Source organism: Paraburkholderia lycopersici, from assembly GCF_900096975.1.
Lineage (GTDB): Bacteria > Pseudomonadota > Gammaproteobacteria > Burkholderiales > Burkholderiaceae > Paraburkholderia > Paraburkholderia lycopersici.
In genome coordinates this window covers 112,436-132,376 of the sequence record NZ_FMYQ01000002.1, presented here as the reverse complement: position 1 = coordinate 132,376, position 19,941 = coordinate 112,436, and the positions used below count along the sequence as shown (strand labels likewise).

Sequence of the window (19,941 nt, the reverse complement as noted above, 5' to 3'; positions counted from 1 at the left end):
TATGCGCGTGCGTGCAATGCGCCTGTGCCTCGCACGCCTGCTGCGCTTTCGACTTGCGCCTGTGCCGAATCCGACAGCGAATGTTGCATTCGACGCACAACGCTTATGGGCTCGCGCGTCTGACCGATAGGCGAATAGAGCATGAATCTCCCCGCAAACACCCGGCCATGAAGGGCCTGCTCGCGATGATGTGTTGATTGGCATATTTGCTGCTCTGCACGACCCCGCGCCCAATGGGCAACGAGTCCGACAACGACAATTTTTTGGGGAAATTAGTGCAAGTGAAATACGACCTTCAACCAGGCAGCAGGCTGAAAAACTGGCCCGTGGACGCGGCGACTGGGCTTCGGCCGACACATCGTCTGACTCATATCGCACTCGTCACACTCCTGTTCGCGTACTCACTCGTGGGTCATGCGCAGACGGGCGCGCAGGCGGCGACGGTGCCATCCGGCGAGAATGCGGACGTGAAGTCCGCACCCGCGGCGACCGCGCCCAAACGTGCTGCTCGCGCAACCGCGAAAGCGGATACCGCGCCAAAGCAGCTCGGGGCTGTCACCGTGACCGCGCAGCGGCGCGAACAGAAGATTCAGGATGTTCCGGTGCCGATTACCGTGATCAGCGGGGACTACATGGAGCAGGGGAACATCCATAACTCGAACGACATCGCTCGCCTGGTGCCGAACTTCTCCGCGCAATCGAGCGGCGGCCTTACGTCGAAACCCCGGTGGTTCCTGCGCGGCATCGGTTCGAACGATCCATCGGTGAATCTCGAAGGTCCGATCGGCATTTACCAGGACGATGTATTCATTGCGCTCGCTTCGAGCCAGGTGTTCCCGATCTACGATCAGCAGCGCGTCGAAGTGCTACGTGGCCCCCAGGGTACTCTGTGGGGCAAGAATACGACGGGCGGTGCGGTCAACTTCATTTCGCAGAAACCTACTTTCGATTACGACGGCTACGCGAAACTCGGCATCGCCAATTACGGGACGCGCCAGATCGAGGCCGCTGTCGGCGGCCCGATCAAGGAGGATGCGCTGGCCGGCCGCGTCGCGTTCCGCTGTGACGAGACAAGCGGTTATGCGCACAACAACTACACCGGTAAAAACCAGCCGGACTATAGCGATTGCGGCGGTCGCGTACAGTTGCTGGCGCTCGTGTCGAGCAACTTCAGTGCACTCGTCAATGCGCACTTCGCGCGCTACAGCGGCACGGCATCACCTAGCTATCCCATCGGGATCAACGCGGGTGGCGCTGACAACTATGGCTTCATTCCGTCGTACGGAGCGAATCCGCAGATTGGCGATCCGTTCTACGCTGGCTACAGCAACGTGACGAATGACACGGCTGGCGCCAGTGTGACCCTGAACTATCAGATCGGTCGGCTGAAGCTTACGTCGATCTCGGCGATCGAGACCGCGCACGACGATATTCTCCAGCAGCCAGGTACTCCGCCGTCGCCACGCGTACCGAACCAGAGTGGCACGTATTCGCATACCGACTTCCGGCAACTCTCGCAGGAACTGCGCCTCGCGTCGCCGCAGACGGACCGCCTGAACTGGCTTATCGGCTACATGTATTTTGATTCGAGCCTGGATTACCAGTCCGTGTCAGCGACGATTGCGCCTTCAACACGTACCGCGTATTTGAGTCAGCCGTTGCACCAGGCGGACCAGAGCAATGCGTTCTTTGGTAGCGCAACGTTCAATCTCACGAACCGCGCTGCGTTGACAGGCGGCGTCCGTTACACGCGCGAAACCAAGACCGTGCAGGAGTCACGCCTCGCGAGCGGCGCTGCGGGCTCCGTCGTGTTCAATAATCCTGGAACATGGTGGCCGTTATCGGCAGTCGGGTCTTCTACGCTCAGCAGCACGTCGCTTGGCGCATCCGACAGCTGGAGTCAGACCACGTTCGATCTGACGCCTCAGTACAAGCTCAGCGAGGACGCGCTGGTGTATGGGCGCTTTGCAACGGGCTTCCGTTCGGGCGGCTTCAATCCGTCGATCGTGGTGGCCAACGGCGTCGCGTCGATTCCGGTAGCGCAGCCCGAAACATTGACCGACTACGAACTGGGCATCAAGACCGCATGGTTCGACAAGCGGCTGATCCTGAATGCGGCCATATTCGACTACCAGTTGAAAAACCTGCAATTGAACGTGCAGACGCCGAACCCGGCAGGCATACCGAACCAGACCACGAGTACGTTGCAGAACGCCGCAAACGGCAAGATCCAGGGTCTCGAATTCGAACTGCAGGCGCTTCCGACAAACAACCTCCGGTTATGGGCGGGCCTCGGTTTCCTCAATGCGCACTATACGAATTTCGTGACCTACCAGGGCACGCAACAAGTCGACGCGAGTGGCAATTCGTTCTACCGTACGCCGCATACGACGATTACGGCAGGTCTCGACTACCGCGTGCCGGTGCCTGAGCCCGTCGGAGGCAGTCTGCTGTTCAGCACTGACTGGAGCTATCGCAGCGGAATCTACTACAACGCGGTGATACAGAACGATCCAGTGCAGAAGGAAGGGGGCTATACGTTGGGCAACGTGAGCTTGACGTATTCGGCGCCGAGCAAAAAGTGGGACGTGACGGTCTATGTGAATAACGTGCTGAACAAGTCGTACGTGATCCTGTCACAGGTCGCCGCGAACGGCGCGTATCCCACCGCGCTCGGCGAGCCGCGTTATGTGGGCGTCAACGGGACATTCCGCTGGTAAGCTTGCGGAGTGCCGGCACCCGCTGACGCGGGAAAGAAATGACGGGGGTGCCTGCACATGCGGCACCCTCTCTGTCATTTCTACTTGGCCGCGTCGGTATCTTTCATTCTGGCGAGTTACCTATGGCCGACCATTCCGAAGAAATCTGGTGTATCCGGCCGCCTGTGCCGACGCCGCTGTCGATTGCATGGCATCTCGGCTGGCTGCAGGATGCAATGCGTGGCATGGGCGTTGCGCTGCGGTCGCTGCAGGAAGACAGTCGTGATCCACAGCGGTTTTCGCCGCACGTGCAAAGCGATTTACCCGATTCGTTACGGCAGGGCGGTAGCGTTCCTGCGCTCTATGGACGGTCGGCAGGCCAGGCGAGCCGCCTGATTGGCCTCACCTGGACGGACGAGTTCCAGGCGCTGGCAGTATTGCCGACCGCCGGCATCCGCACGCCGAAGGACCTGCGCGGCCGTCGGATAGGGTTGCCGAAACACGCGCTGAAAGTCGATCACAATCGTGCTGCCGCACTGCGCGTGATTACCGCCGTGCTTGACGCGGAGGGCATTGGCCGCAATGAAGTCGAATGGGTCGATCTTGAGGACCACGCGCTGCCGGCGACGATCAGCGATGATATCGTGCGCTCCGTCGACACAGGCAGACGCGGTCGGCACACGTTTGCTAACGAGGCGCGCGCACTGGTCACGGGGCAGGTAGACGTCATTTATCTGAAGGACGTTCGCGGCGCCGAGACGGCACACCTGATCGGCGCTCAACTCATCGTCAACATCGGCTTTCATCCCGATCCCATGATGCGGATCGGCAATGGAACGCCGCGTCCGCTAACGGTTAATCAGCGTCTTCTGGACCGTCATCCCGAACTCGTCGGACGTTTGCTGGACAGGGTAGTGGCCGCGGGCGAGTGGGCTGCGCGCAATCCCGTACAGGCAATCGAGATGATCGGTCGCGAGACGGGTTGGACGCCCAGCTGGATCCGCTACGCGTACGGCAACCAGGTGCATCGTGCGCTGCGCCTCGAACTCGATCCGCAATCGATCGACGGCATCAAGCGACTCAAGGCGTTTCTGCACGGCGAAGGTTTTCTGCCGGATGATTTCGGCATCGATCAATGGATCGATCCGAAGCCGCTCTCCGATGTGATGCGAAGCAGGCCCGTCGACATCGGCGATGGCCCGATCGCGATGCCGCGCGATATATCGTTTCAGTGAGCGCCTGAAAAGACGCTTTTCCCGGCGCTTCGATCAGGGCTCAATCAGGACTCAACCGGTCGTCACGACGGTGCGTACGCGTCGATTGCGGGCCCAACGCCTGTCGAATTTTCGGCATAGGCCTGATATAACGCCGCATAAACTCCTCTGGCGTGCATCAACGCCGCATGTGGTCCCAGCTCTACAACGCGTCCGTGGCGAATCACGGCAATGCGGTGCGCGTCCCGGATGGTCGCGAGCCGATGGGCGATGATAATAGCGGTGCGTCCTTCACATAGCGTCCGCAACGCTCGCTGGATGCGTCTTTCGGTATGCACGTCTACAGCCGACGTTGCCTCGTCCAGCACGAGCACTTGGGGATCGGCGAGGTACGCGCGCGCGAGACAGACAAGCTGACGCTGGCCATGACTCAGATGAGAGCCTGAAGGGCCGACATGGGTGTGGTAGCCGGCCGGCAGGCTTTCGAGCACTTCGTCCGCGCCCAACGCGCGGACGGCCTGCACGAGCACCTCGTCCGTCGCGTCGGGCCGGGCGAGCCGCAGGTTGTCGAGAATCGTGCCGCCGAACAGTACGTTATCCTGCAAAACTACGCCGACGTGTCGCCTCAGGCTCTGTTGCGTGATCGTGCGGATATCCACGCCGTCCAGTTCTATCGCGCCATGGGTCACGTCATAGAACCGCGTCAGGATTTGCACCAACGTGCTCTTGCCATGTCCTGTCGGCCCCACGATGGCAAGTACCTCGCCTGCGGCGATATGCAGATTGAGCCCGTCAATCACTGGCCTGTAGTTGCGTTCGTCATAGCTGAAACTCACGTCCCGAAATCGCACGTCGCCGCGCACGACAGGCAATCCCGCTGCGCCGGGCGCGTCGACGACTTGCGGCTCGGTATCTAGCAGCAGGAAGATGCGTTGTGCGCACGCGCTTCCGTTCGCATAACGTTCGAACAGGTCGGTCAACTCCTGCAGCGGCCCGAGAAACAGGAACACGTAGAAGAGAGTCTGCGCTACCTGTCCGATCGTCATCTCGTGCAGAGCGATACCGCGTGCACCGATCACCAGCAATAGCGCCATGCCTGTGCTCGTGAGCACTGTCGTGAACGGTGCGAACCAGTTTGCCCGGATGCTCCCACGCACGAGTGCCTGGTTGAAGTCATTCAACAGCCCGCGATAGCGGGTGAGGTTGTCGGACTCGCGCACGGTCTGCTGAAGCATCCTTACGCCGGCGACTGTCTCGATCAGGTGTGCGGTGAAACGACTGCGATACTCGGCCACCCGCGCCCAGTTTTCCTGCGACACGCGCTTGAATATCGCAGTGGCGGCGAAGAGCACGGGTACTGTCGTGGCGAGGCTGAAAAGCAGGCTCGGCGCGATATGCCACAACATCACCCCGGCCACCACGCAGCGCAATACTGCCGACAGCAGTTCGGGCGGTCCCTGGATCAGCAGCGGTTCGAGCGTATCGACGTCCCGGTCGGCGCGGGAAATGATACGGCCCGCCTTGGTGCGGTCGAAGTAGCCCACGCTGAGACTCTGCACGTGCGCGAATACGCGTGCCCGTAGGCCGCTGAGCACGCGGATCGCGGCGTTGCCGGCGAGATACTGCGATGCGCCGCCCATCGCGAAACGCATAGTCCAGCTAAGCGCTAGCGCGATGCAGCACCAGACGATCACGTCTGGGCGGACTGTCCAGTGCGAAGCGCCACGGATGAAACCGCGGTCGATCACAATACCGATCAACACCGGCCGCAGAAAGACGGTCGCGACCAGCAGGAGTTCGATCCCGACGACCGCGACGACGAGCCGCCATGCGGGCGCAAGCAAGGGCAGCATCCGTGCGAACATGCTGCGGTTTAGCGCTTGCCGGGCGAGATGTTCTTCGAGTTCGATGTCGGACATGGCCGACTTGCCGCGCATACTGGTCATTCAGAGCCCCATCAGGTCGCGATAGGCGGCATGGCTTTGCGCCAGTTCCGCGTGAGTGCCTTGCGCCGCGATGCGGCCGTTGGCGAGCAGGAGCACGCGGTCGGCCAGCAGAACGGTGGACAGCTTGCTCGATACGATCAGCACGGTGATGCCTTCGCTCGTGCGCTCGCGCAATGCGCGGATGTTGTTCAGGATTGTGCGTTCGGTCGTTGCGTCAAGCGCGCTCGTCGCGTCGTCGAGTCCCAGGACTGCGGGGCGCGCCAGCAGCGCGCGCGCGAGGCACAGGCGTTGGCGCTGCCCGCCCGAAAGCGTCATGCCGCGATCCCCGAGACGCGTGGCGAAGCCCTCGCGTAGTCCGTCGACGACTTCTTCGGCGGATGCCAGTCTCAACGCCGCGCGAATACGTTCGTCACTGGCGTCGGGGGCGGCCAGACGCAGGTTCGCTATCAGCGTGTCGGAGAACAGGAAGCTTTCCTGCGGCACGACATGAACCCGCTCACGCAATGCCCGCGTGTCGAGCGCTTGAACACCGGACCAGCCCTGCAGCGTCGAGCCGACTGATACGGTGCCTGTCTGGGCGTCGACGAGACGGGGCAGTAGACCCATCAGCGTGCTCTTCCCTGAACCCGTCGTGCCGACCAGCGCGACCACTTCGCCGGGCTCGATCGTGAAGCTGACGTCGCTCAGGACGTCGTTACCGCCGCCTGGGGTGCATACCTGCACGCGGTCGAGCTTGATACCGAGCGCGCCGGACGGCGGCGCTTCGGCGCCGGATTCAAACTGCGGGTCCGCGTCCAGCAACGCCCAGATCCGGCGCGCGGAGGCGCGCGCGTCCGCGAAGATTTGCATGACCCGGCCGATGCCTTCGACCCGCAGCACGAGTGTATTCGCGAGCAGCAGCGACGCCACCAGTTCGCCGACGTTCAATCGCCCCGCGCCAATCAGCTGCGCGCCATACGCGAGTACCCACACATGGCTGAATGCAACGATCACCTGCGGCAGCGGAATGCGCCGTGCCGCATACGCGAGTGCTTCGCGCGACACATGGCTGAACCCCGCAACCTGCGCATTGAAGCTCGCGATCCGCGCCGATTCCAGTCCGAACGCCTTGATCACGCGTACGCCGCTGACCCCTTCTGTCAGATCCTGATTGACACGGTCGTAGGCGGTGCCGACCGCGCGGTCTAGCGTGACGAGACGGTCCATCTGCATGACAAGGAGCGCAAGTCCGGTGAATGTCAGCAACAGTGGGACGATGCCAAGCCACGGCGCGTACCAGCACAGCATACCGATCGATGCAATCACGAGCATCGCGGTTTCGAACACCTGGCGCCAGAAGTTGATCAGCGCATCGCGCACCTTGTCGGCGTCACGCGTGGTGCGCGTGACAAGCTCGCCGATGCCGTGCCGCCAGTGGTAGCTGAGATCGAGACGCTGGATCTGGATCAGGATGCGTTCGCGGATGACGAGCAGCAGTTCCTGCCCGACGATCATCGACATCACGCCGGCAGCATATTGCAGCAGTGCGCGGATCGACGCGACACCGATCAGCAGGGCCAGCCAGTACCACGCACGGTGCAAATCGAGCGCGCCGTCGGCAAGACGCACAACGACGTGTCCGTGATTGACTTCGTTGACCGCGCGCCCGACCAGCCATTGTTGCCACGCCACGCTGCCATTGACGACCGCAAACAGGAGCGCGGTCAGCCCGAAGCGCCAGGGCATCTGGCCATAGATGGCGAGACAGCGGAGCAGCGGCGCTTCGGAAAAACGTGAAGACGCTTGTTTCATTTCGCCGACACAGCGGAGACGATCGGCGCCGCGTTCCAGTAGCCGTCGAGCTTCAGTTCCTTCAGCGCGGCGTCGACGTATGTCGAATCGAAGAAGCGCGTCGCGTCGACAGGCGTCGAAATGATGCCGACCTGCTTTGCGTAATCCGCTTCGGCGATGTAATGCTGGCGCAATCCGGGCGTGAAGAGCGGGGACCACTGGTCCTTCCACGCGACATTGTCTTCGCCGTATTGACGGCGCAGTGCGCTTTCCGGTGTGCCGGCGCGCGCCGCGGTCTTGTAGAAGTCGTCCTGATTCGCGGCCTGCGAGATCCAGTACTGCGCTTTGACGAAAGCGGTCGCTACCACCTGCGTCAGTGCCGGGTTGCGCGAAACAAAATCTTCGGTACCCCACAATTCGGCACGCATGCGCCAGTCCGCCGGTTCGTTGCGGCTCGACCAAATGATTTTTGCGAGCTTCCTGTCTTCGAGCAGGAACGATTCGCTGAGCGTGAACTCGGCATCGACCTTGCCCGCGGCGATCGCGGCAGCACCCGCCTGCGGGTTCAGATTGATGATGCGGAAATCGGAGAACTTCAATCCGTTCTGATCGATCAACTTTCGAAACTGATACTCCCACGGGCGTCCGCGATTGATCGCGACGCGTTTGCCGACCAGGTCGCGAATCGACTTCGCGCCGGAACCGGCGGGCACAATGAGGTACGTGTTCATGCCGGCGCCGCCCGGCACGATGATGCGCGTCTTGATTCCGCCCGCGTTGACGACGATCGAGGGCAAGTCGCCATAGGCCGCGAAATCGACGCCGTGGTTGGCGAGTGCTTCGTTGACCTGCGTGGCCACCGCCGAACTCGAAACGGTGACGTATTCGAGCGCGACACCACGCTTTTTCAGCTCGCTCTCAAGCCAGCCTTCGCGGCGGACGATTTCCGACGCGCCATTGAAGGTGGGCTTGCCGGAATCGAAGCTGGCGATCACGGCGATGCGAACTGCCTTTGCCTCATCGGCGCGGGCAATGGTGGCGTGAAGCGCGCCGGATGCCAACAACGCGGTGAGGACAAACCCGCGAAGAGCAGTGGTAAGCGCATGCATTGAGCGTGAGTGGAACATGGTGTCATTGAATGGAGTTCGGCGCATGCGCGCCGAAGATAGCTGGACCGCTCTGCGAACGGCGGAGGCACCGCGATGGACGTGCAGACGAAGCGGCCTAACCTGCGAGGCCTGTCATTCGCCATTGCTGTTCGAGGACGCCCGGGCCGAATTCCTTCGATCCACCGAGTGTCTCGGCGACGGCCTGGAAATACGCGCCTTCTTCGAGAATCAGGATGTATTTCGACACCGAGAGGATGTCCTTGCCCCAGAACGTGGAGCCTCCGTTTGCTTCGAGAATCGCCGGAATGTTCGGGTCACGGTTGATCTGTTCGTTGATGAAGGCGGGTTCGCCCGGGCGGCGGTCGATATAGATGGGAATCTCTCGCGCGCGCGTATAGCGTTGCGCCGGCGCATACTGGATCGGCAAGCTGCGATGGGCGCTTGCCCAGGCGCCGAGATACGGTCCGTGCACGTGAATCACGACGCCGACGTCCGCCTGCTGACGAAACACGTCGGCATATCGCTTGCCATGGCCACCGGACGTCGGGTCGCCGTAAATCACTTCCCCGTCGAAGCTTGCAACAACGGGTTTTACTTGCTGGTCGTCGGCCCACGGGCTGGCTGCGTGCAGGCTCACAACGAGCGCTTCCCCAGGCACGCGTACATAGGCCTGGAACGTGTTGGTCGCGGACAGGGAGCGTGTTTCCTTCAACACGCGCGCGGCCTTGTCGAAGTCGCGACGCGCGTGCTGAACGAAGGTTGTGATGGGCTCGCCGAGTTCCGCGGCGTGGATGGTATCGGTCGACATGAAGGTCCTTTGTCGGTTTGAGAGAAATGGAGCGGCGGATACAAGCGGTGTTGTTCGCCTGTCTTTCGCGCGGCCCTGAAGAGCAGCTTCCATGCCAGTTGCGTATGTTGAGCGCGGATGCGCGGCTGAAGGGTGTGTTACACGAACTCGGCGCGCGTAGCGCCTTCGAAGCGGCATCGCGCGCTGGTGAATTCTGTGCAGCGACGCACTGCGGTGTTGGAAGTGGAACACTTGCGGGTGGTCGCGATGAAGACCGCGCGTCATGCACGCACGAGTGGAATATCGTTAGCGGCTTACTTTCGTTCCCGTTGTGCGAACGGTGTGGTAGCGTCGCGATTCGATCATACGTATGCCGTCTTTCTTCGCTCATGTCAGTCAATCGCTCTTCGGATAGGGATCGTTGCGCGCCCGATTCTGCGACGGCGCTCGCGGAGGAATTTGCGTTTGTCGACGTACGTTCGCGGCTGCTATTCGATCGTTTGCTGCTGATCGCACCTAGCGACGCCACTGCGTTGATCTCGGGAGAAAGCGGCACGGGCAAGGAGCGGGTCGCGCGGCTCGTCCACGCATTCAGCGACAGGCGTGACAAGCCATTTGTTGCTGTTAACTGCGGGGCGTTTTCTGAAACGCTGATCGAGAGCGAACTCTTCGGTCACGAACGCGGCGCGTTCAGCGGCGCCACCGATGCGCGTGCGGGTTGGTTCGAGGCCGCGCAGGGCGGCACGCTGCTGCTCGACGAGATCGGGGATCTCGCGCCGCGTATCCAGATCAAGCTTCTGCGCGTGTTGCAGGAGCGCGAGATCGTGCGGGTCGGCGCGCGCCATCCCGTGCGCGTTGATGTACGCGTAATCGCTGCATCCAATGTCGATCTGCCAGCAGCGGTCCGTGCCGGCCGGTTTCGCGAGGACCTGTACTACCGTCTGAATGTTGCGCCGCTCAACCTGCCGCCGTTGCGCGAGCGGCTCGACGATATCGCGCCTCTCGCGCGGCATTTTGTCGATGTGCTGTCGCGGCGTCTTGGCATCGCGGCACCGGACCTGACCGACGATGCGCTGCATCGGCTGCGCGCGCATCCGTGGCCGGGCAATATCCGTGAACTCGAGAACGTGATCCACCACGCGCTGCTGATTAATCCGAAGCCGCGCATTGAGGCAGCGGATCTACGACTTGCAGTGTGGGTGCCGCCCGTCACCGCACAGGTGGAGGCGGCGCCGTGTGTCGACCGTCTAGGGGAGGCGATCGACGCGTTGGTACGCGCCGGCACGACCGGTCTGCTCGAGCAGATCGAGGAACGTCTGTACAGGTCTGCCTACGAGCATTGCCGCGGCAATCAGGTCCACACGGCGCGGGTGATCGGATTGAGCCGCAATGTTGTCCGTGCGAAGCTGGTCCAGTTTGGACTGCTCACCGTCGCGGGCGCGAACTGAACGCCCGCGCGCGGAGTACCGGGCTGCGCAGCGAGCGCAAGCGAATTTTCCGCAAGACCGGGCGCTTTCCTGCGTCTAGCGCGACGAAGGGCGCGCGAAGCGGCGGCTGATGCGAATGCAAAGGGCGTTCATCAGAGCGGCTAGCGCGGTTACCGCGAGGACGGCGACGACGATCACGTCCATCCGCGCACCCGCTTGGGCATTCAATATCATGCCGCCGAGCCCCGCACCCGCAGTGAAAAGCAATTCGCTCGCGACCGCGCTGACCCATGCGAAAGGCAGCGCCTGCAGCACGCCGGTGAGAATCGACGGCAGCGCTGCCGGCAGCAGGACCCGCGTCAGACGGCGCCATGGACCCAGATCCAGGAGCGCCGCGACTTCGAGGTGACGCGGATCGACTCCGCTCAACCCTTCGAACGTATTGAGTACGACCGGGTAGAAACTCGCGAGCACGATCACCAGTGTTTTCGCCAACTCACCTGTGCCGAACCACAGGCTGATGAGCGGGATGAGGCCGAGCAACGGCACTTGCCGTAACAAGTGATAGATCGGACCGATGGCGCGGGCGGCGAGCCGCGACCGCGCCATCAGCGCGCCGCACGCGATGCCGCCCGCCACTCCGGCGACGAACCCCGCGAGCGTGCGGGCGAGACTCGCCTCCACGTTGATCCAGAGGTCCGCGCCGCGCAACAGGCCCCAGAGCGTTGCGAGCACAGTTTCGATCGGTGTGAACGCGTAGGCCATGGCGGCGTCGCGGTGCGATGCCCATTCCCAGGCGAGTAGCAGCAGCGCGGGCAGCAACAGGGCGCGGCCGCGTTGCCATCTGTGCGGAGCCGTCGCGCGCGCGGCGGAAGGATGGTCGTTTGCGAGGTCGAGTGGATTCATCGTGTAGGGCCTGTGCGTTCAGGCGCGCTGCCAGCGCAGCACGCTTCGTTCGATGCCGCGCAGGATGCGATCGAACAAAAAGCCGACCGCACCCGCTATGAAGATGCAGACCATCACCGTATCCGTCTGTAGCGACTGGCGTGCGAGTTGCATCATTTCTCCGACGCCGCTATCGGCGGCGAGCAGTTCCGCTGATATAAGCACGAGCCATGAGCGGCTGAGAGCGATGCGAATGCCGGTGACAATGCCCGGCGCCACCGCCGGCAGGACGACCCGGCGATACAGCACCCAGCCGCGCAGTTTCAGCAACTGCGCGACTTCGAGTTGAGCACGCGGCAGAGCGCGCACGGCTTCGCACGTCGCGAGCGCTACCGGGAAAAACGTGGCCTTTGCGACGATCACGATCTTGAGCGTTTCACCGACCCCGAAGACAAGGACGAACATCGGAATCATCACCAGCGTCGGCATCTGTCTCAATGTGGCGAAAGTCCATCCGCAATAGGCCTCGACTGATCGCGATAGCGCGAGCGCAATACCGAAGGCAATGCCGGGTAGCGCGCCGACCACGAACCCGGCTAGCAGACGCACCATACTGATACCCAGGTTGTCCTGCAGTTCGCCGGATTCGAGCAACATGAGGAAGTCGCGCCACACGTCGAGCGGCGAGGAGAGAATCTGCGGCGGAAATAGTCCGGATTGCGCGACCCATGCCCACAGCGAGAGCAGCAGCATTGGCGAGATCGCATACGTGGCGTGCGCCGACAGGCGGCGCCAGATGACGCGGGCGCGATGAATCGCGGCGTCGCGTTTGACAACGACATGATTCAACGAATGGATAGAGCTCATAAGGCGACGGATGTCCTGTCGGTGTGAAGGCGGCAATCAGGCGCTGCGCGCGTTGCGCAGGGCGTCGACGCGAGCAAGCGGTCCGGGATGTATCCAGTCGGCGACGCTGAAGGCCGTCGGCAGGTAGCCGTGCTCGAACAGGAAGTGCCCGAACGTACCGAGTGCTTCGATCGAGCCCTGCGCGAGATCGATACCGAGGTGCAAATGCAGCCGGTTGCCGTACGCCGATTGGACTGCGGTCACCGGCGCACCCGCTTCGCGGCTGACGAATTCCAGAGTCTCGCGCTGGTGGACGCGGGCCCAGTCGCCTGCGGCGGCAATGAGGCGTAGAAAGCCATCTACGAGATCGGGAAAGTTTTTCAGCACCGCGCCGTTGACTGTGAGCGGTCGTGGTGTGCCGTTGTTGTTGCGCACGAGAGGATCGGGATGGAAACCGAGATCGATAACGCAGCGGTACGCGCTGCCGCGTACCGCCAGCTCGCCATGCGCGCCCTTCACATAAATGGCGTCCACCGTGCCGGCGCGCAAGGCTTCGATATCGCGCAGATATGGCGTCGCATTCGGCACTGCGTGGGCGTCGATATCGACGAACTCGACATCGCGTGCCGTCAGCCCTTCCAGACTGAGTGCGTTCAGAAAGCCGCGCAATGCGGTTGCCCGATTCACATCGATGGTGTCGTGCTGACGCAGCGGCAAGCCGAGCCGCCGACTGCGCAGTTGCTTCACACCCTGAATTCCGGACGACGCGAGCGTGACGATCTGCTGCGTTTCGTCGATCCAGGACAGGCCTATCACGCGGGTATCGGCACCGCGTGAGCGCGCCCACATCGCAGGAATGCTGCCGCCCTGGAAGAAAGAGTTCGCAAGCATGTGCTCGTTCTGCGACACGCGATCGGCAAGGGCGACGCCGCTTTGCGCCGATCTGATTGCGACACCATTCTCCGACCAGTCGCCGTTGAGCCAGCCAAGATGGATGGCGATACCGAGCGGCGTCGGGACGGGTGAACGTGCGTACGTCAGCGGAGTGGACGAGGCGGGTGCGGCTGAAGGGCGTGTGTCGGTCATGGAATCAGTCGGAGGGTCATCAGATCTATTTTGAGCAAGGTCCGCGCCAGGTGGGCAGTGCCGTCACCGCGTGTGGATTGCGTCGGCCTTTCCGGGCATCGACGCGTACTCAGCCTGCTGAACGACTGGGCTGCGTAGCGTGTGGCGGTGGTCAATTGGCAACAGCGCCAAGCATTCACTGTTGTGCTTGCAGCAGGGCGCGGCAGTGTCGTGCGTCATTCATGCAAGGGCCGTGTGACGCGGTCGTCGTGCGAATCGGGGCTGGCAACGCGGTTATGGCGCACTGCGGAAAGAATGGCATGGAACCTGCTCAATGTGGCCGGTCTGCCGCTTGTCGTCAAGGCGGCGGGTCTCTCTCTTTACCGACTTATGCGATTGGGCAGAAAGGATTTTCCGATGAGCACATTGACCTTCGGGCAGGGCGATGGCAGAGCTGCCGCACGTGTCATGAGACGCCGAGCGTTGGCGCTGCGCCAGGTGTCGCAGATCGCGCCCGTTGCTTCGACATCCATATCGATGTGGCAGCCGACACGCGTTGACTTCGCGCGCCCTGACTGGCGTGTGGTGAGCGGTGTTGCCCTGCTCGCGATCGCGCTGCACGCTGCTATCGCGTGGCGCGTGACGCACACTCCTCTGGCGCATGCGCAGCCCGCAGTCCTGCGACCTGTCGAGGTGATCCTGCAGGTAACGCCGCCCAAGCCGCTTCCGGAGACCGTTACGCCGCCGAAGCCGTTGCCGCAAAAGCCGTTGCCACAGAAGGCAGCGCCGCCGGCGAGGCCACGCGCAGCGCCGGTTAGACCCACCGTTGCGCCGCGCCCCGCGCCGGCTCCTTCGACGCCCGTCGTCGCGCAGCCCGCGCAAAACGCGCCGGCACCGAACGCCGTCGCGGTCGCGCCGACAACCCCGGCCCCTGTGGTAGCGCCCGCATCACCCGAGCCGGTGACAGAGCCGAGCGGCGACGCCGATTATCTGCACAACCCTGCTCCCGTCTATCCGCCCGTTGCGCAGGACCAAGGTTGGGAAGGGCACGTCGTGCTGAGAGTGCATGTGCTCGCAAGCGGCCGTCCCGATAGCGTCAGTGTCGCTGTCAGCAGTGGCCGGAAGATGCTCGATGAAGCCGCGCTCAAGGCGGTTTCCAACTGGTCGTTTGTCCCGGCCAGGCGCGGCGCGACCGCAACCGACGGCTGGGTCAAGGTGCCCATCGATTTCCGGCTCGGCTAGCGTCGAGCATCAATATCCGTCCACATTCACGTCTTTACGTACCAGAGGTTTCAATGAACGACTTTTCGACTACATACATCGTCCAGGGCGCGCTCTGGACCCTTGTCGCATTTTCCGTGGTCACTTGGGTACTCATCGTCGTCAAGGCGATCCAGCACATCTATGTTGCACGTCGCGATCGCGTGTTCAGCCGTCGGTTCTGGAGCGCTCCCGACCTTGCGGCTGCGGCCGCGCTGCAGGATGCGCAGCCTGGACCAAAGGCGCGTCTGGCGCAGGCGGGATTCGGTGCGCTGTCGGGTTCGGCCGCTGGCCCGGGTGGCGCGCAGGTCGCCGCACATGATCTCGAACACAGTTGGGACCGTCAGGAACTGCTCGAGCGGCATCTGCGCCAGCAGATACAGAAAGAACGGCGTTCGCTGGAAAGCGGACTCGCCGTGCTGGCGTCGATCGGAAGCACCGCGCCGTTCGTTGGACTGTTCGGAACCGTGTTCGGGATCATTCACGCGCTCACTGCGATTACACACCGTGCGTCGGCCAGCATCGACGTGGTCGCAGGTCCGATTGGCGAGGCGCTCGTCGCGACCGGCATCGGTATCGCGGTAGCGGTGCCCGCCGTGCTTGCGTACAACTTCTTCTTGCGTCGCCTGAAGGTTGTGAATGCCGAGCTCGATGACTATGCAACCGATTTGATCAACCTGACACAGCGCAGCGACTTCCGGCTCGTCTCACTCGCGCCGTCCGCACGCACGCCGGGCGGAAAGGCTCAGTCTGACACGGCAACGGGCGCGAAGTCTGGTGAGAAGGTGTTCGCATAATGGCCTTCTCGACCTCTTCCGATAACGACGAAGTCCTCGGCGAAATCAACATCACGCCACTTGTAGACGTCATGCTGGTGTTGCTCGTCGCGTTTATCGTCACCGCGCCGCTGCTGAACAACGCCGTACACGTTAACCTGCCTAAAACCGCGACCACGGCGCCGCCGCAGCAGGTCAAGGCGGTGACGGTGAGCGTCGATGCGCAGGGCAAGGTGTTCGTCGATAAACGAGAGTTGCCGCTTGCGCTGCTCGAAGCGGAACTGCGCGCGCGCGTTGCCGTGAACAAGGACCTTGCGCTCAACCTGCAGGCCGACGAGGGGGTCCCGTACGGCACCGTCGCGAAAGCTATGGCGGCAATCGAGCGCTCGGGGGTATCGAAGCTCTCTGTACTGACGGCCAATGGCGGGTGAAATGAATGGCATTGCAGATCCCGGATTGATCGCCGCTCGCGGCGCCCCGCGGGACGGTGGGCCACAGAGCGGGCGGCTTGACCTGCATGGTGTCGGTAAGCGCTTCGCGCTGGAGGGGCGGCCCGTTACTGCGATTGAAGGCGTCAGCCTGAATATCGCAGCGGGCGAGTTCGTCGCTATAGTCGGCGCGAGCGGTTGCGGCAAGTCGACCTTGCTGCGTCTGCTGGCCGGACTCGATCCCGACTACGACGGCGAGGTGTTGCACGATGACATGCCGGTGCGCGGCACGCGTTCGAGCTGTTCGCTGGTGTTTCAGGACCACCGGCTGTTTCCGTGGCTGACTCTGCTTGAGAACGTAGAACTGGCGTTGACGCGGACCGGCTTGAGCCGCGACGAACGACGCCGGCGGGCCACTTCGCAGTTGGACCGAGTCGGCCTGCATGCGTATCAGAATGCGTATCCGCAGCAGGTGTCGGGCGGTATGTCGCAGCGCGCGGCCATCGCCCGCGCGCTGGTGGGCCGGCCGGACGTATTGCTGCTCGATGAGCCGTTCGGCGCGCTGGACGCCCTTACGCGGCTCAAGATGCAGCGGGAACTGCTGCATCTATGGCAGCAGGAACGGACCACGATTGTCATCGTCACGCACGATATCGACGAGGCGATCTATCTGGCCGACCGCGTCGTCGTGCTCGACAGCCAGCCGGGCCGGGTGGCCCAGATCGCGACTGTCGATCTGGAGCGGCCGAGGCGCCGCGAGGACGCCCGCTACGGCGCATTGCGCGCAGAGTTGCTCGCGCATTTTCTTGCACCGCAGGACCGATAGCGAAAGCGGCGCGACATCACACATCGATTTTATCTTTCTAACCGTTTGAGGAACCAGGCACTCACCATGTCACACACGATCTCTGACGATGAAGTTACCCTTTATATCGACGCAGCCAGAAATGAAGCCGCACACGCATTCGACTTTCTACGTGAATCGGGAACGCTTTCGGCGAGCCTGATTTTCCATGTGTCACATCGTATTCCCGGACAAGACAAATTACTGACTTTGCGTTTCCCACAGCCCTGGGAGCGGGACAAGACACCGCGCATCGACATTAGCCGCTTTTCCGACCGGCCGGAGTCGCTGCTCCACGAGGCACGGCTCGAAGCGGATACATTGATTCATGCGCATACGCCATATCTCGCCGCATGGTCGCTTGCGCATAAGTCATTTCCCATCTTGTACGTCGCGGCGCAGCGCCATCTGCTTGCCCGTGAAATTCCCAATCACCTCGAACGCACACGCAGTTCGCTCGAGGTCGTGCGCGAACGGCTTGATGCACGGCCGGATCTGGCTCCGCCGCCTGCGTTGCTGGAATCGAACGGCGGCGCGAATTTCTGGGGCAAGGGCATCGCAAAGACGGCCGAACTGATTTTGCTTATCGAGGAAGCGGCGCGCTTCCAGGCGATCGCGGCGCAGATCGGCGGCGCGCAGGTATACACGCCTGGTGCGATCGAACTCCAATGGAGACGCACCGGCCTGCTGGAGCGTGCTTCGCAATACGCTGCGGCGTAACTCACGCTGTCCGGCTGCGCAGGACTGCCGCAGTGCATCAGGCTGCGGCAATCACGGGAAATAAACGAAGTGGAGCGATGGTTATGAGGAACCGCCAACTGGTTCTCAATGTATTTTTCCAGCGGTTTGGACATCATCTTGCCGCGTGGCGTCATCCGGGCTCGACGGGCAATGGGCGGCCAGATCTGGCGTGGTGGATCAGCGCGGCAAAGCTCGCGGAAGCAGCGCGGTTCGACGCGTTCTTCGTCGCGGATTTTATTGGCCGCTCGGGCGAAATCACGCCGCAGACGGGACGTAGCGCGCAGAGCTATCAGTTCGAGCCCTTCACGCTGCTCTCGGCAATTGCAGTGTCGACGCGCCATATCGGTCTCGTCGCGACGGTCAACGTGAACTACGACGAGCCGTACAACGTGGCCCGCAAGTTTTCGTCGCTCGATCACATTAGCGGCGGGCGCGCGGGCTGGAATGTCGTATCGTCGTTTTCAGAACATACGGCGAAGAATTTCGGCATTGTCACGCCGCGCTCGCACGCGGAGCGTTACGAAAGGGCTGCCGAGTTCGTCGATGCCGCGAAAGCGTTGTGGGATACATGGGACGACGATGCATTCGACAGACCTGATCGAGAGCGCGGCATTTTTTATGATCCGCGTGCGTCACATCCGCTTAAGTTTGAAGGCAAACATGTCGCTACCGAAGGATTGCTGGATTTTCCGCGGCCGATTCAGGGCTATCCGGTCATTGTCCAGGCGGGCAATTCGGAAAGTGGACGGGAGTTCGCCGCGCGTGTCGCGGAAATGAGTTACTGTTCGGCGACATCGCTCGATGTGGCTCGCGCGTTCTATGCCGATGTCAAAGGGCGTATGGCGAAGTACGGTCGCGATGAAGACCAGTTGAAGATCACACCCGGCTTGTCCGTCGTAGTGGCTGAGTCGGATCAGGAGGCGCAGGATCGCTTTAACGAACTTCAGGAACTCGTCGATGTGAGCAACGTGGAGTTTGGCGGCTTCGACCTGTCCGGCTACCCGGTTGATGAACCGTTGCCTGATCTGCCGTATCGCGCGCCCGAGAATGGCAAAGGGCGCTTTCAGCAGCAACTTGAGCTGGCGCGCCGCGAGAATCTGTCGATCCGGCAACTCGTGCTGCGCTTTCGGGTTGCGCGGGGGCATCTGCAGGCCATCGGTTCGGTCAAGACGGTAGCCGATACGATCGAGCGGTGGTTTGTCGAGCGTGGCGCGGACGGCTTCAATGTTGTGCCGCCTTATCTGCCTGGTGGCTTCGAAGATTTCACCCGTCTCGTAGTGCCGGAACTGCAGCGCCGCGGCATTTTCCGCACGGAATACGGAGGCAGAACTTATCGCGAGAACCTCGGTTTGCAGCGCCCCAACAATCCTCTTACCCACTCGGTCGCGCAATCATGACCCAGCCTCGCAAAGCAGAGTACGACATCGCTCCAATCTTCACGAACCGGTGGTCGCCGCGCGCGTTCACGGGAGCCGCCGTCGATGACGAAACGCTGTACGCCTTGTTCGAGGCAGCGCGCTGGGCGCCATCGGCGAACAATGCACAGCCTTGGAGGTTCATCTATGCGCGCAAGGACTCCGCCAGTTGGCCGGCGGTATTCGGTCTTCTAAACGAGAACAATCAGCGATGGGCCGCGAATGCATCGGTGCTGATCGTGCTGCTCTCGGCGAGGACGCACGTGCGTCCCGGTTCCAGTGAGCCGAGTCCGCTTGTTAGTCATTCGCTGGATGCGGGTGCCGCGTGGGCCAGTCTCGCGTTTCAGGCGTACTATGCGGGCCTGAGTGCGCACGCGATTGGCGGGTTCGATCGCGCGAAGGCGAGGATCGTCTTGAACGTGCCTGAAGGATACCAGGTGGAAGTGGCGATCGCGGTCGGTAAGCGTGCGGATTCGTCGGTGCTGCCACGGGATCTGCAGGAGCGCGAATGGCCGACCCAGCGGAGACCCGTGAATGCGTTCGTCGCAGAAGGGCGGTTTGCGTTCGAGGACCCTGGCGAGCGTGGTTGACCCTGACATCCGCTGTTTCCAGGAGCGGTGCACCTCCGCAATGGCCAGCGAACCATGGTAGCTGAAATCGCCTGTTGCAATGCTGCGGTGCCGAAGCACTAGATACCATGGAGGGGCTGCGGAAATACGCCTCCTGGAG

The 19,941-nt window shown here is 62.3% G+C and carries 17 protein-coding genes; 10 read left to right on the top strand and 7 right to left on the bottom strand.

Going from position 1 to position 19,941, the window contains the following annotated elements:
* Positions 1-206: 206 nt before the first annotated feature.
* The gene (locus BLU17_RS03490; protein ID WP_143189169.1) at positions 207-2,720 is read left to right on the top strand and encodes a TonB-dependent receptor; all 2,514 of its coding nucleotides are present in this window, start codon (positions 207-209) and stop codon (positions 2,718-2,720) included.
* 122 nt (positions 2,721-2,842) lie between these two features.
* The gene (locus BLU17_RS03485) at positions 2,843-3,934 is read left to right on the top strand and encodes an ABC transporter substrate-binding protein (RefSeq protein ID WP_091994475.1); all 1,092 of its coding nucleotides are present in this window, start codon (positions 2,843-2,845) and stop codon (positions 3,932-3,934) included.
* Between the two features lie 62 nt (positions 3,935-3,996).
* Here the strand turns inward: BLU17_RS03485 and BLU17_RS03480 are convergent, their stop codons facing one another.
* The 4 genes from BLU17_RS03480 to BLU17_RS03465 form a co-directional block, all read right to left on the bottom strand.
* Entirely contained in the window at positions 3,997-5,859 is a 1,863-nt protein-coding gene (locus BLU17_RS03480) for an ABC transporter ATP-binding protein (RefSeq protein ID WP_091994472.1), read from the bottom strand.
* Positions 5,860-7,650: an ABC transporter ATP-binding protein gene (locus BLU17_RS03475; protein WP_091994469.1), complete on the bottom strand. Its 1,791-nt coding sequence runs from the start codon at positions 7,648-7,650 to the stop codon at positions 5,860-5,862. It lies immediately after the preceding gene.
* On the bottom strand, positions 7,647-8,624 hold the full coding sequence (locus BLU17_RS03470) for an ABC transporter substrate-binding protein (protein ID WP_176928904.1): 978 nt from the start codon (positions 8,622-8,624) through the stop codon (positions 7,647-7,649). Before BLU17_RS03470 ends, BLU17_RS03475 begins: the two co-directional genes overlap by 4 nt.
* Positions 8,625-8,853: 229 nt before the next feature.
* Positions 8,854-9,546, bottom strand: a complete 693-nt coding sequence (locus BLU17_RS03465; protein ID WP_091994464.1) for a class II aldolase/adducin family protein — start codon at positions 9,544-9,546, stop codon at positions 8,854-8,856.
* Positions 9,547-9,914: 368 nt separating this feature from the next.
* Between BLU17_RS03465 and BLU17_RS03460 the strand changes: the two genes are divergently transcribed.
* Positions 9,915-10,973, top strand: coding sequence for a sigma-54 interaction domain-containing protein (locus tag BLU17_RS03460; RefSeq protein WP_091994461.1), 1,059 nt, complete (start codon positions 9,915-9,917; stop codon positions 10,971-10,973).
* Between the two features lie 75 nt (positions 10,974-11,048).
* Here BLU17_RS03460 and BLU17_RS03455 read toward each other — a convergent pair whose 3' ends face one another.
* From BLU17_RS03455 to BLU17_RS03445, 3 genes are read right to left on the bottom strand one after another with little or no spacing between them, the layout of a single operon-like run.
* On the bottom strand, positions 11,049-11,858 hold the full coding sequence (locus tag BLU17_RS03455; RefSeq protein ID WP_091994458.1) for an ABC transporter permease: 810 nt from the start codon (positions 11,856-11,858) through the stop codon (positions 11,049-11,051).
* Between the two features lie 18 nt (positions 11,859-11,876).
* Positions 11,877-12,704, bottom strand: coding sequence for an ABC transporter permease (locus BLU17_RS03450; RefSeq protein WP_091994455.1), 828 nt, complete (start codon positions 12,702-12,704; stop codon positions 11,877-11,879).
* A 36-nt stretch (positions 12,705-12,740) separates the two neighbouring features.
* Positions 12,741-13,769 carry an ABC transporter substrate-binding protein gene (locus BLU17_RS03445; protein WP_091994453.1) on the bottom strand — a complete coding sequence of 343 codons (1,029 nt, stop codon included), beginning with the start codon at positions 13,767-13,769 and terminating at the stop codon, positions 12,741-12,743.
* Positions 13,770-14,063: 294 nt separating this feature from the next.
* Between BLU17_RS03445 and BLU17_RS03440 the strand changes: the two genes are divergently transcribed.
* From BLU17_RS03440 to BLU17_RS03410, 7 genes are all read left to right on the top strand, one after another.
* Entirely contained in the window at positions 14,064-14,990 is a 927-nt protein-coding gene (locus BLU17_RS03440) for an energy transducer TonB (RefSeq protein ID WP_143189168.1), read from the top strand.
* Positions 14,991-15,043: 53 nt separating this feature from the next.
* Complete coding sequence (locus BLU17_RS03435) at positions 15,044-15,805, top strand: MotA/TolQ/ExbB proton channel family protein (RefSeq protein WP_091994448.1); 762 nt, start codon at positions 15,044-15,046, stop codon at positions 15,803-15,805.
* Positions 15,805-16,215 (top strand): ExbD/TolR family protein, encoded by a 411-nt coding sequence (locus tag BLU17_RS03430; protein ID WP_091994446.1) that lies wholly within the window; start codon positions 15,805-15,807, stop codon positions 16,213-16,215. The genes BLU17_RS03435 and BLU17_RS03430 overlap by 1 nt, the downstream gene beginning before the upstream one ends.
* 1 nt (position 16,216) lies before the next feature.
* On the top strand, positions 16,217-17,038 hold the full coding sequence (locus tag BLU17_RS03425; RefSeq protein WP_091994443.1) for an ABC transporter ATP-binding protein: 822 nt from the start codon (positions 16,217-16,219) through the stop codon (positions 17,036-17,038).
* 66 nt (positions 17,039-17,104) lie between these two features.
* Positions 17,105-17,776, top strand: a complete 672-nt coding sequence (locus tag BLU17_RS03420) for a class II aldolase/adducin family protein (RefSeq protein WP_091994441.1) — start codon at positions 17,105-17,107, stop codon at positions 17,774-17,776.
* Between the two features lie 83 nt (positions 17,777-17,859).
* On the top strand, positions 17,860-19,194 hold the full coding sequence (locus BLU17_RS03415) for an LLM class flavin-dependent oxidoreductase (protein ID WP_218136991.1): 1,335 nt from the start codon (positions 17,860-17,862) through the stop codon (positions 19,192-19,194).
* Positions 19,191-19,802 (top strand): nitroreductase family protein, encoded by a 612-nt coding sequence (locus BLU17_RS03410; protein ID WP_091994436.1) that lies wholly within the window; start codon positions 19,191-19,193, stop codon positions 19,800-19,802. Before BLU17_RS03415 ends, BLU17_RS03410 begins: the two co-directional genes overlap by 4 nt.
* Positions 19,803-19,941 lie beyond the last annotated feature (139 nt).

Bases quoted from the DNA above. Each gene is read 5' to 3' on its own strand.
- BLU17_RS03460 (WP_091994461.1), top strand. From the start codon at position 9,915: ATGTCAGTCAATCGCTCTTCGGATAGGGATCGTTGCGCGCCCGATTCT.
- BLU17_RS03420 (WP_091994441.1), top strand. From the start codon at position 17,105: ATGTCACACACGATCTCTGACGATGAAGTTACCCTTTATATCGACGCA.
- BLU17_RS03475 (WP_091994469.1), bottom strand. From the start codon at position 7,650: ATGAAACAAGCGTCTTCACGTTTTTCCGAAGCGCCGCTGCTCCGCTGT.
- BLU17_RS03465 (WP_091994464.1), bottom strand. From the start codon at position 9,546: ATGTCGACCGATACCATCCACGCCGCGGAACTCGGCGAGCCCATCACA.
- BLU17_RS03425 (WP_091994443.1), top strand. From the start codon at position 16,217: ATGAATGGCATTGCAGATCCCGGATTGATCGCCGCTCGCGGCGCCCCG.
- BLU17_RS03440 (WP_143189168.1), top strand. From the start codon at position 14,064: ATGGCATGGAACCTGCTCAATGTGGCCGGTCTGCCGCTTGTCGTCAAG.
- BLU17_RS03480 (WP_091994472.1), bottom strand. From the start codon at position 5,859: ATGACCAGTATGCGCGGCAAGTCGGCCATGTCCGACATCGAACTCGAA.
- BLU17_RS03410 (WP_091994436.1), top strand. From the start codon at position 19,191: ATGACCCAGCCTCGCAAAGCAGAGTACGACATCGCTCCAATCTTCACG.
- BLU17_RS03430 (WP_091994446.1), top strand. From the start codon at position 15,805: ATGGCCTTCTCGACCTCTTCCGATAACGACGAAGTCCTCGGCGAAATC.
- BLU17_RS03485 (WP_091994475.1), top strand. From the start codon at position 2,843: ATGGCCGACCATTCCGAAGAAATCTGGTGTATCCGGCCGCCTGTGCCG.
- BLU17_RS03455 (WP_091994458.1), bottom strand. From the start codon at position 11,858: ATGAATCCACTCGACCTCGCAAACGACCATCCTTCCGCCGCGCGCGCG.
- BLU17_RS03415 (WP_218136991.1), top strand. From the start codon at position 17,860: ATGAGGAACCGCCAACTGGTTCTCAATGTATTTTTCCAGCGGTTTGGA.
- BLU17_RS03435 (WP_091994448.1), top strand. From the start codon at position 15,044: ATGAACGACTTTTCGACTACATACATCGTCCAGGGCGCGCTCTGGACC.
- BLU17_RS03445 (WP_091994453.1), bottom strand. From the start codon at position 13,769: ATGACCGACACACGCCCTTCAGCCGCACCCGCCTCGTCCACTCCGCTG.
- BLU17_RS03450 (WP_091994455.1), bottom strand. From the start codon at position 12,704: ATGAGCTCTATCCATTCGTTGAATCATGTCGTTGTCAAACGCGACGCC.